Source organism: Halomonas sp. SCS19 (genome assembly GCF_040147015.1).
In the GTDB taxonomy this organism is placed as follows: Bacteria; Pseudomonadota; Gammaproteobacteria; order Pseudomonadales; family Halomonadaceae; genus Halomonas; species Halomonas litopenaei.
Map to the genome: position 1 here is coordinate 3,243,027 of NZ_JAMSHN010000001.1, position 11,443 is coordinate 3,254,469.

The following is an 11,443-nucleotide window of genomic DNA, read 5'->3' on the forward strand; positions in this document are numbered from 1 at the left end:
TCAATGATGCACGTCAGGGAGGCGTTGCGCTGAAAGACTATTGATCAACCCTTGTAGAAGGGGCGTAAAGGATGACACCCTGTGGTCCACGACATCGGGCCTCTTCAACGGCGGCAGGGACGCCGACACCGCCAGGCGGGCAATGCGTTTGGCGTGGAGCACGCTAGCGAGAAGAACGCGTCTTGCCTATAGTATGAGGCCCACGATGACGTAAGCTGGTGAGTGGGATACGATTATCCCCCCTGAACCCAGCCCTATTTCGACAAGGAAGGAGGTATCACCATGGCACATACTCTGCCGGAACTGCCCTACGCCTACGACGCACTGGAACCCTCCATTGATGCGCTGACCATGGAGATCCACCATTCTCGTCACCACAACACCTACGTCACCAACCTCAACGGCGCCCTGGAAGGCACCGGTCTCGAGGACCTGCCGGTCGACGAGCTGATCTCCAACCTGGAGCGTCTGCCGGAAGACAAGCGCCAGCCGGTCATCAACAACGGCGGCGGCCACTCCAACCACTCGCTGTTCTGGACCGTGATGTCCCCGAACGGTGGTGGCGACCCCAAGGGCAAGGTCGGTGAGGCCATCGAGAAGGAACTGGGCGGCTTTGACGCCTTCAAGGATGCCTTCACCAAGGCCGCGCTGGGCCGCTTCGGCTCTGGCTGGGCCTGGCTCTCCGTCACTCCGGACGGTGCCCTGGTGGTGGAAAACACCCTGAACCAGGACAGCCCGCTGATGCACGGCAACACGCCGGTGCTGGGTCTGGACGTGTGGGAGCACGCCTACTACCTGAAGTACCAGAACAAGCGTCCCGACTACATCGCCGCCTTCTTCAACGTGGTGGACTGGGACGAAGTCGAGCGTCGCTACCAGGCCGCCACTGCCTGAGCGAAGCCGGCCTGACGTCGATGTCTCGACGTCATCCGTGCTAGCGCAAGACCCGCGCCGCGGCCCCCAGGGCCGCGGCGCTTTTCGTTGGTGCCCCGGCTGGGGCGCCGTCTGGATTGGTCGTCGCCCTTGTGGTGCGACAGCAAGGAGTTCACGCCGTGTCCCGCTCATCCAGCCTGCAGGCACTAGGGCGCCTGTTGCGCTACGCCCGCGGTTATCGTCGACGGATCGTCGCCGCCACCCTGTGTTCGATGATCAACAAGCTGTTTGATATCGCCCCCGAGATCCTGATCGGAGTGGCCATCGACGTGGTGGTCAACCAGGAGCAGAGCTTCGTGGCGGGGCTCGGCTTCGTCTCGGCCAGCTCCCAGATCATTGTGCTGGGGGTGCTGACCTTCTTTATCTGGGCCGGCGAGTCGCTGTTCGAGTACCTCTATCAGATCCTGTGGCGCAACCTTGCCCAGCGCCTGCAGGCCGACCTGCGTCAGGACGCCTACGAGCACGTGCAGCGCCTGGACATGGGGTTCTTCGAGTCGCGCTCGTCCGGTGAGCTGGTCGCCACCATGAATGACGACGTCAACCAGCTCGAGCGCTTCCTCGACGGCGGTGCCAACTCGCTGATCCAGGTCGCCGTCACCGTGGTGGCGGTGGGGGCGGTGTTCTTCGTGCTGTCGCCGCTGATCGCGCTGCTGGCCTTTACCCCGGTGCCGTTGATCCTGTGGGGTGCCTTCGTGTTTCAGCGCAAGGCCGGTCCCCTCTATGCCGACGTGCGTGAGAAGGTCGGGGTGCTGTCCAGCCGGCTGTCCAACAATATTCAGGGCATGGCCACCATCAAGAGCTTTACCGCAGAGGCCCGCGAGGCGGCTCGGCTGAAGGCCGACAGCGAGGCCTACGTGGACGCCAACAGCCGTGCCATTCGTATCAGCTCGGCCTTTATTCCGGTGATCCGCATGGCGATCCTCACCGGGTTTCTGGCCACCTTCATCGTCGGCGGCATGCAGGCGCTGTCCGGTGAGCTCAACGTCGGCGCCTACGGCGTGCTTGTGTTCCTGACCCAGCGGCTGCTGTGGCCGCTGACCGGACTGGCCCAGGTCATCGACCTGTTCGAGCGGGCCATGGCCAGCACCCGGCGCATCCTCGATCTGATCGCTACCCCGATCCGGGTGCGCGACGATGGACGCCGTGAGCTCGAGACGCCGGTGCGTGGCGAGGTGCGCTTTTCAGAAGTGAGCTTTCACTACCCGGGCAGCGGCGCCGGCATCGACGCCGTGGACCTGGCGGTACCCGCCGGCAGCACCCTGGCGCTGGTCGGGCCCACCGGCTCCGGCAAGTCGACCCTGATCAAGCTGCTGTTGCGCTTTCACGACCCCGACCAGGGGCGGGTCGAGCTCGACGCCGTCCCGGTGGCGGAGCTTCGCCAAGGGGCGCTGCGCGACGCCATCGGCCTGGTCAGCCAGGACGTCTACCTGTTCGAGGGCAGCGTGCGTGACAACATCGCCTACGCTCGTCCCGAGGCCAGTGATGAGGAGGTCATCGCAGCGGCACGCACCGCCGAAGCCTGGGAGTTTATCGAGCGTCTGCCGGACGGCCTCGATACCCGTGTCGGCGAGCGCGGCGTGCGTCTGTCCGGCGGGCAGCGCCAGCGTCTGTCGCTGGCCCGGGCGCTGCTCAAGGATCCCCCGGTGCTGGTGCTGGATGAGGCCACCAGTGCGGTGGACAACGAGACCGAGGCGGCGATTCAGCGCTCGCTGTCGCGTATCGGCGGTGAGCGTACCGTGATCATGATCGCCCACCGGCTCTCGACCATCGTCCACGCCGACCAGATCGTGGTGATGGAGCGGGGGCAGGTGGTCGAGCGTGGAGACCACGCCGAGTTGATCGCCCGGGGCGGGCGCTACGCCGCCCAGTGGCAGGTGCAGACCGGCGAGGCGGCGACGGTGGCAGCCACGTCGCCCTGACCTGGCGCACTGACCTGTCGCCCTGACCTGTCGCGATGCGCGGGGCTTGGCCGCGGGCCCGGTGCCGGCCCATGAACAGGCCCCGGGATCGGCCCCGGAACCGGTTCCGGTGTGGAGGATACGGCTCGCCAGCGCCGTCTGTGCAGTCTAGGGTAAGTAAGTAGTAACTTCCTATGCTGCATGAGGCGTGAAGGATGAGCTGCGTACTGCTCGGGGGCGGAGTCCGTCGCCGGGCGTTCCATCGTCTGCTGTCGGGCTTTGTCGTACCGGGCTTTGTTGTACCGGGCATAGCTGCACCTGCCTTGGCGATGCGGGCCTTGCGAGTGTCGGCGTCTTGTTTACAGGCGGCTTGTTTACTGGCGGCTTGGCGTCCGAGTGCCCTGGTCCGGGCCGCTATGCTGCTGGGTTGCCTGGCAACGACACCGGCCCTCGCCGACCTGCGCATCCTGCACCTCGACGTGGGCATGGGTGACGCCACCCTGGTAGTGGATACCGGCAGCGGTCAGAGTCTGTTGATCGATGCGGGAAATCGCGGTGATGGCCACAGGGTGGTGGCGCCGGCCCTGATCGCACTGGGGGTCGATCGACTCGACTATTTTCTTGCCAGCCACTATGACGCCGACCATATCGGTGGCTTCGATGAACTCATCGAGGCGGGCGTCACCGTCGAGACGGTGCTGGAACGACCCGGCATCAAGCCCGAGGTGCTGTCTCCCACCGGCCGCGACACCCAGTACGGCGAGTACCTGGCGGCGGCCCGGGCCGTGGGGGCGCGGCTGGTCGAGCTTATCCCCGACTGTCGTCCCGATCATCCCCAGCTGCGACTGGGCGCCGACACCCGTATCCAGGTGGCCGCTGCCGGCGGCAGGCACCTGGCCGGGGATATCGGTTTCTGCGAGGTCGGTGAGCAGTCACTTCATCCACGGCGTGAAAACGCCCGCAGCGTGGCACTGATCATCGAGCACGGGCGCTTTCGCTACTTCACCGGCGGCGACCTCACCGGCGGCGGCGCTCGCAGCGTACCCATGGAAGCCTTCGTCGCCGCCCAGGTGGGCAACGTCGACGTGCTCAAGCTGAATCACCACGGTTCCGACACCAGCACCAGCGACACTTTTGTGCAGACGCTGAGACCCGAGGTGGCCGTGCTCAGCGTCGGCGATGGCGGAGTGAACCTGCGCTATCGCCTGCCGCGTCAGGCTCCGCTGGATCGCCTGGCCAAGCTCAGCCCGGCACCGCTGCTGTTCCAGACGCGCCAGGGCGAAGGTGGAAGCTACCTGGGGGCTTACGTCGAGAATCGCCACCTCGTCGTTCATACCGATGGCGAGAGCTACACCATCAACGGCCTGATCTGTGTGGTGGACGAGCGCACCCAGGCAAGCGAGGGAGGACACTGTCGATGAGCAGTTCAGAGCAGGAGGGGCCTCGTCGCGATCGCAGGGACGATGATGCCGACGGCGGCAGCGATAGTGACAATGTTAACGGCAACGGCAACGGCAACGGCAACGGCAACGGCAGTGAAGATGGCTGCGGAGAGCGTATCCGCAAGCTGCTCGACGACACCACGGCGCTGCTGGACTACGCCCAGGAGTTCGAAGGTTACCCGCCGGAGATCGACCTGACCGCCTACTTCGTGGCCAAGGAAAAGACCGATCGCAAGGAGCTGTTGACCACTGAAGAACTGGCCGGCGTGGTGGATTGCTACCGGCGCCTGTCCCGGCTCTACCCAGGTATTTCGCCGCGTACCCTGGCGGCGACGCGCCCGGACAGCGATGGTCGAATGCGCGACAGCCGCACCGGCAAGTACTTGATTCGTCTTTGGTGGTGGACCGGGGCGGTGGTGATGGCGGTGATCGGCTCCAACGTGCTGATGTACGCCATCGATACTGGCCGGCCGTCCTCGGGGCTCGACTGGACCCACTGGAATACCGCGCTCGACTTTATCTACGAGGGACTTCGCCACACCGAGCCCTTTCTTTATGGCGCCCTCGGGGCCTTCGCCTTTGTGCTGCGGGTGACCGCGACCCGGCTGTACAGTCGCACCTTCGATCCCGCGCGGATCGGTGAGCATGTCAATCGCATCGTGCTGGGCACGCTCTCCGGTGGCGCCATCGTGTTGTTCGTCTCCCAGATTCCTACCGATCAGGGCGCACAGGTGGCGCTGAGCGGCGCCGCCCTGGGCTTTCTCGCCGGCTACAGCATCGACTTTCTGTTCGGCACCCTGGACCGGGTGATCTGCGCCTTGCTGGCAAATGACGCGGGCGACAAGACTGGCAAGGCGGCGCGGGCTCGCCGTGACGCCGACGTGGTTCAGGTGCTGGATGATCTGGTCGCCGAGCAGCCAGACGGCGAGGCCAGGCGTCGTCTGGGAGAGGTGATCGAGACGCTCAGGCAGCGCCACCAGGCCTGAGCGCGAGGGCCGAGGAAGCGTTCAGGGGCTTTGGAGCACGACGCAGCATCAACCCGGGGTCGAATAGAAGTGGCGACGCCAGGCTAGCGTGCGGGTCTGGTCGCGGGCCTCGTAGTCAGCCAGCGCCTGCTCGAGGGATCCCGGCGACTCGTCGTCGCGATCCTCGGCCAATTGCGTCAGGCGCATGGTGTACCAGGCGGTGATGCCGCCCTCGGGCGGGGTGTCGAAGCGTGGGAAGGTCGGGCCCGCGCTCTGACCTTGCTGCCAGTGGCGGGGCAGCTCGGGCTTAATGGCCAGGGCCCGGGCCAGTCCGATGATATCCACGCTCCCTTCATCCACCGCGCTGCGTGCCTGGGACAGTGTCTTGAAGCCACCGGTCAGCATCAGCGGCAGCGTCGTGTGTCGGCGAGCCCGACGTGCAAACGCCAGAAAGTAGGGGCTGCCAGCCGCCGTGTCCGTGTCGGAGGCAGAACGGGCGCCGGGAAAGTAGGTGCCACCGCTGATATCGATCAGGTCGATGGGCTGGTTGTCCAGCGACTTCACCACCTCGAGCGCATCCTCCTGGTCGAGCCCGCCTTCGAGCTGGTCGCTGGCGTTGAGCTTGACCGCCACCGGAAACGCCGGCCCCACGGCGTCGCGTACCGCCTGGATCACCTCGAGCAGCAGGCGTCGGCGTCCCGTGATCGAGCCACCGTAGGCATCGTTGCGGCGGTTGAACAGGGGCGACAGAAACTGGCTGAGCAGAAAACCGTGGGCGGCGTGGACCTGCACGCCGGCGAAGCCTGCCGCTCTGGCCAGTGCGGCGGTGCGTGCAAACTGATCGGGCAGGGCGTGGATCTCGCCTGGGCTCAAGGCCGCGCAGCGTAGACCCGGCAGGTCGAGGGCGCTGGGACCCCTGGCGACACTGGTCGGCGGATAGGCCAGCGCACCGGCGTGACCGAGCTGCAGCCACAGGCCGCTGCCATACTGGTTGCCACGTTGGGCCAGTCGCTCGAAGGCCGACAGGTCCGAGTGGTCGTTCAAGACCAGATTGCCGGGCTTCTCGGCCACATCGGGCCTGCCCTGCACCTCTCCGATGAGAGATAGGGCGACTCCGCCCTGGGCCCAGCGCTCGTAGAGTCGGCCCTGTGCTTCGGTAGGATGACCGGTGCCATCGCCGAGTGAGTCCGACATGGCCGCCTTGGCGATACGGTTTTTCAGCACCAGGCCGCAGGGCAGCGTCAGCGGCGAGAACAGCGGACCGACGTCGTTGTCGTCGTGCGCGGTGTCGCAGGAAGGGATCATGGGCAAACTCCGGGCGTCGATGGGAAGGGAAAAGGGAACGGTAGAACGGCACCTGAGCAGGAGCCGCCATCCTGGCACGCCGCCGGGGCAGCGATAATCCCTTGTCGAGGCACAGGACTTGTGACTATAAGGAACAGATGGATACTGTCAGCGAACTTTCCGTCTTCCATGCCGTCATCGACGCCGGCACTTTTTCAGGGGCCGCCCGCCAGTTGGGCGTCACCCACTCGGCCGTAAGCAAGCGCATCAGCCGGCTGGAACAGCGGCTGGGTGTCCCCCTGATCCTGCGCTCTACGCGACAGATGAGCCTGACCGCAGCAGGAGAGACCTTCGCCAGCGAGACCCGGGGGCTGCTGGAGCGGCTTTCCCAGGTGGAACAGGGTATCGCCGAAGGCCGCAGCGAGCTGCGCGGGCGTATTCGCCTCACGTCGCCCACAGCGCTGGGCAAGCAGCGGTTGATGCCGCTGCTGCTGGCGTTCATGGAGCGCTATCCGGCGGTGGAGATCGACCTGACGTTGACCGACGCGATGGTCGATCTGGTGCACGAGCGTATGGACCTGGCGATTCGCAGCGCCACGCTTGACGATTCGAGCCTGATCGCTCGGCCCTTGGTGGCGCATCCCCGGCTGATCTGCGCCTCAACTGCCTACCTGGCTCGCCACGGCAGGCCGCTGGCGGAAGATGAGTTGCCCCGGCATGTGGGGCTGTTCCTGCATCAGGGCCGGGGCGCCGTCATGTGGGGAATCAAGGACAGCAGGCTCCCGCAACCCGGGTTTCTTTCCAATTCGCTGGAGACACTGCACGCCGCCTGTCTGCAGGGGAGAGGCATCGCCTGCCTGCCCGCGTACATGGTCGACGAGGATCTTCAGGCGGGCCGGCTTGAACGGCTGCTCGATGACGTCGTCGCCAACGAGCCGACGACGACAGTGTCCATCGTGCGGCCGGCCACGACCCTGCTGCCCAGACGCGTTCGCGTGCTGATCGACTTTCTGGTGGAGCGCTTTGCGTAGACAGAAAGCCATGGATGGCCCCGTTCCTCAGCCGCTCATCGCCTGGGGCAGATAGGTGGCGATGCCCGGGAACAGGCTCATCAGCACGATGGCTACGATCATCAGCAGGAAGAACGGTAGCGTGGCGCGGGTGATCGACATGATGTCGCGTCCGGTCAGGCCCTGGATCACGAACAGGTTGAAGCCCACCGGCGGGGTGATCTGCGACATCTCGACCACGATGACCAGGTAGATGCCGAACCAGATCAGATCGAAGCCGGCGGTCTCGATCACCGGCATGATGATCGAGGTGACCAGCAGGATCAGCGAGATACCGTCGAGAAAGCAGCCCAGCACCAGCAAGAACAGGGTCAGCACCACCAGCAGCCAGGCCGGTGACAGACCCATGGCGCCGATCTTCTCGGCCAGGTCCATGGGCAGCTGGGTGAAGCTCATGGCCGAGGACAGAAACGAGGCCCCGGCGATGATGAAGGCGATCATGCAGGAGGTGCGCACCGCGGCGAACAGGGCGTCTTTGAAGATAGTGCTGTTGAAGTGGCCGTTGGCTCGAGCGATCAGCATCGACAGCACGACCCCCGAGGCGGCGGCCTCGGTAGGCGAGGCAAGCCCGCCGTAGATGCTGCCGAGGATGCCGCCGATCAGCGCCAGCAGCGGCAGCAGTTGCAGGCTTCCCGACAGCTTCTGGTGCAGCGGCATGTCGCTGTCGCGCTTGCCCACTGCGCCACGACGATTGCCCACCAGCAGCGACCAGCCGATCACGTAGGTCATGAACAGGCCCAGCAGCATCAGTCCCGGCCCGACGCCGGCGATGAACAGCCGCGAGATCGACTGTTCGGTGACCACGCCGTAGACGATCATCATGATCGATGGCGGAATCAACAGCCCCAGGGTCGAGGCGCTGGCCAGGGTACCGATGGCCAGATCGTTGTCGTAGCCGCGCTTTTCAAGCTCCGGCAGGGTCATCTTGCCGACGGTGGCGCAGGTCGCCGCCGAGGAGCCGCAGACCGCGGCAAACAGCCCGCTGCCGATGATGTTGGAATGCAACAGACGTCCGGGAATACGACCGAGCCAGGGCGACAGCGCCTGGAACATGTTGTTGGCGAGCCCCGAGCGAAACAGGATCTCGCCCATCCACACGAACATCGGCAGCGCGGTCAGGTCCCAGCCGTAGCTGGCGCCCCAGAAGTCCGAGGCCAGGATCGGGCCGGGCTCCAGCGGGAAGAACAGCGTCAGCACGATAAAGCCGGTGCCGAGCAGGGCGTAGGCGATCCACACGCCGCTGCCGAGCAGCACCGCCAGCGCCAGCAGGGTGACCAGACTGATCGTCAGCATCTCGGCAAGCCCTCCTGGCAAGACAGGCGCTGCAGGCGAACAGGAATCCTCGGGTCAGTCATGGCTGGGTTCCTCGTCCGGGGCCTCGAAGCGGCGTGGCGCCGTCAGCGCCTGTCTGGCGGTGTAGATCAGCGCTTCGGCCAGGGCCAGGCTCATCAGCGCCATGCCGACCAGCAACGCCAGCTGGGGAATCCAAAGCGGAACGGCGAGCAGTCCCGAGGAGACGTCGTCGAACTCGAGGCTCTCGTGCATCAGTTGCCACAGCGATACGCACAACAGCGCGTTGAGCGCCGAAGCCACCGCCAGGCAGAACAGTTCGGTGAAGGCGCGCACCGCCGCCGGCAGACGCTGGATCACCAGCGACATGCGGATGTGGGCGTGGTGGCTGAAGGTGTAGGCCATGCCGAGAAAGGTCGCGCCCACCAGCAGGAAGGACGCCAGTTCCGACACCCCGGTGATCTCGAGGCCAAGACGCGCGCCGCCGAACAGCACCAGCAGGGCATCCAGCAGGCGAAACAGCACCTGGATGGTGATCAGGCCGCAGATGGCGACCATGGAGGCGGCCGCACCTAGCCCACCAAGGCGGTAAAGCGGCATCAGGCGAAACTTCATGGGCGATCCTTGGCGTCAGTGGAGCGATACGTTGTCCGTGAGTCGTTGACCGCCCCCTTCTTGCAAGGCGTCGTGACGTGGCGTGTTGCGAAAGACAGGCCGTGAACGGGACAACGAACGAGCGGCGAGGACACCCCTCACCGCTCGTCCCGAGCGCTATTCGGTATTGGCGCGGTAGTCCTCGATCAGCGCCTTGGCTCGGTCATCGGCGCGGCTCTCCCAGTCCTGGAAGAGCTTGTCGCCGGCCTCGGAAAGGGCTCCGGCCACCGCCTCGTTGGGCTCGCCAATGGTGATGCCGTTTTCCTCCAGGGCCTGGGCGCTGCCTTCCATATCGGCCTTGCTGGCCTCCCAGCCGCGCTCTTCGGCCTCGGCCGCCGCTTCCATCAGCGCTTGCTTGGTCGCCTCATCCAGGCGATCGAAGGCCTTCTGATTGACGAAGATGATGTTCTTCGGAATCCACAGGTTGGCGTCGGAGAAGTGGGAGACATAGTCCCAGGCCGCCATCGACTCGCCGGTGGACACCGAGGTGATCATGGCGTCGACCCGGCCGGTGGAGAAGGCGGTGGGGATGTCCGATTCCTCGGTCTCGGTGGGCAGGCCGCCGAGGTTCTCGGTCAGGCGCTGGGTATTGATGTTGGGCGCACGTACTCTGAGCCCTTCGAACTGGGCGGGGTCATTCAACTCGAAGTCGGTGTAGATACCCTGTGACGGCCAGGGCACCGCGTACAGCGGCTTCATGCCCTGCTCGGCGAACAGCTCCTCGATCACCGGCTTGCTCGCCTGCCACAGCTCCCAGGCCTCGTCGTAGCTGCCGGCGAGCCCCGGCAGGGTGTCCAGCTCGAACACCGGCGACTCGTTGGACAGGATCGACATGAAGATCTCGCCGGCCTGGACGGTACCACGGCGCACCGATGGCTTGATCTCGCCGTGGCTGATCAGCGAACCGCCGGAGTGCACGGTGATGTCGAGCTCGCCCTCGGTGGCCTCGCGCACGTCTTCGGCGAACTGCTTGGTGTTCTCGGTGTGGAAGCTGGCATCCCCGTAGGGCGTCGCCAGATTCCATTCGGCGGCCTGGGCGCTGCTGACCGCAGTGGCGGTGGAGAGTGTGGCCACGGCAACGGCCAGCCCCAGGGAGGAGTATCGAGTCATGATGCCTACCTTGTTGTTGTAGAAACGTGGCGGTGAAAACGACGTGTCGTGATGGAGGTATCAGTCTGACTATGCAGCATCGGGCAGGATGGCGTTGAAGATCAAGCCGCCTTGCCGATGCCGCTGGGCTCTCAGGCCTTCTTGAACAGCTGGCTTTCGCGATCCTTGAACGCCTTGAACTCCAGTGCGTTGCCGGACGGGTCCTTGAAGAACATGGTGGCCTGCTCGCCGGGCTCGCCCTTGAAGCGGATGTAGGGTTCGATCTCGAACTTGACGCCATGGGACTTGAGCTTCTCGGCCAGGGCCTCCCAGGCGTCCATTTCCAGTACCACGCCGAAGTGCGGCACCGGCACACCGTGGCCGTCCACCGGGTTCTTGTGGGCAGCGTCGGCGGCGTCCTTGAGACCGGGGTTCAGGTGGCAGACGAACTGATGGCCGTAGAGGTCGAAGTCGACCCAGGACTCGGAGCTGCGGCCTTCGGGGCAGCCGAGAAAGTTGCCATAGAACTCGCGGGCCTCGTCGATATCACGGACCTGAATGGCAAGATGGAAGGGATCGCTGACGGCCATGGGGGAAACTCCGGAGTAGGTGAAGGGGTATATCACTGATTCTTGGCCGGGGGGGATCGTGGCGTCAATCTTCTTGCCGAATTTGTCGGGAATCGACTCGGGCGTTAGATTCAACTGACAAGAGGAGATTTTGTGGCGCCCCGGCAACGTGATCGAAGCATTCGCGAAAGGGCTCGAAGGAAAGCGCTCGGAGCGCGCGCTGGACGCCACGATGGCGACAGAAGACAG

10 protein-coding genes are annotated in these 11,443 nt (G+C 65.1%); 5 read left to right on the top strand and 5 right to left on the bottom strand.

Translation table 11 applies throughout. The annotated features are described in order from the left end of the window. Window positions 1-282 precede the first annotated feature (282 nt). From NFH97_RS14120 to NFH97_RS14135, 4 genes are all read left to right on the top strand, one after another. Window positions 283-894, top strand: a complete 612-nt coding sequence (locus tag NFH97_RS14120; protein WP_045992322.1) for a superoxide dismutase — start codon at window positions 283-285, stop codon at window positions 892-894. 158 nt (window positions 895-1,052) lie between these two features. Beyond that, window positions 1,053-2,852 (top strand): ABC transporter ATP-binding protein, encoded by a 1,800-nt coding sequence (locus NFH97_RS14125; RefSeq protein WP_124803194.1) that lies wholly within the window; start codon window positions 1,053-1,055, stop codon window positions 2,850-2,852. 395 nt (window positions 2,853-3,247) lie between these two features. Next, complete coding sequence (locus tag NFH97_RS14130; RefSeq protein WP_349624979.1) at window positions 3,248-4,252, top strand: ComEC/Rec2 family competence protein; 1,005 nt, start codon at window positions 3,248-3,250, stop codon at window positions 4,250-4,252. Continuing rightward, window positions 4,249-5,259, top strand: coding sequence for a hypothetical protein (locus NFH97_RS14135; RefSeq protein WP_349624980.1), 1,011 nt, complete (start codon window positions 4,249-4,251; stop codon window positions 5,257-5,259). The genes NFH97_RS14130 and NFH97_RS14135 overlap by 4 nt, the downstream gene beginning before the upstream one ends. Window positions 5,260-5,307: 48 nt before the next feature. Here NFH97_RS14135 and NFH97_RS14140 read toward each other — a convergent pair whose 3' ends face one another. After that, a complete protein-coding gene (locus NFH97_RS14140; RefSeq protein WP_349624981.1) occupies window positions 5,308-6,543 on the bottom strand; it encodes an oxidoreductase in 1,236 nt (411 codons plus the stop codon). Between the two features lie 137 nt (window positions 6,544-6,680). Between NFH97_RS14140 and NFH97_RS14145 the strand changes: the two genes are divergently transcribed. Beyond that, window positions 6,681-7,553 (top strand): LysR family transcriptional regulator, encoded by an 873-nt coding sequence (locus NFH97_RS14145; RefSeq protein ID WP_222515936.1) that lies wholly within the window; start codon window positions 6,681-6,683, stop codon window positions 7,551-7,553. 27 nt (window positions 7,554-7,580) lie between these two features. Here the strand turns inward: NFH97_RS14145 and NFH97_RS14150 are convergent, their stop codons facing one another. The 4 genes from NFH97_RS14150 to NFH97_RS14165 form a co-directional block, all read right to left on the bottom strand. After that, entirely contained in the window at window positions 7,581-8,885 is a 1,305-nt protein-coding gene (locus tag NFH97_RS14150; RefSeq protein ID WP_349624982.1) for a TRAP transporter large permease, read from the bottom strand. A gap of 54 nt (window positions 8,886-8,939) precedes the next feature. Continuing rightward, window positions 8,940-9,497: a TRAP transporter small permease gene (locus NFH97_RS14155; RefSeq protein ID WP_108448300.1), complete on the bottom strand. Its 558-nt coding sequence runs from the start codon at window positions 9,495-9,497 to the stop codon at window positions 8,940-8,942. A gap of 156 nt (window positions 9,498-9,653) precedes the next feature. Continuing rightward, on the bottom strand, window positions 9,654-10,646 hold the full coding sequence (locus NFH97_RS14160; RefSeq protein ID WP_349624983.1) for a TRAP transporter substrate-binding protein: 993 nt from the start codon (window positions 10,644-10,646) through the stop codon (window positions 9,654-9,656). Between the two features lie 131 nt (window positions 10,647-10,777). Then, window positions 10,778-11,215 carry a VOC family protein gene (locus NFH97_RS14165; protein ID WP_045992313.1) on the bottom strand — a complete coding sequence of 146 codons (438 nt, stop codon included), beginning with the start codon at window positions 11,213-11,215 and terminating at the stop codon, window positions 10,778-10,780. Window positions 11,216-11,443 lie beyond the last annotated feature (228 nt).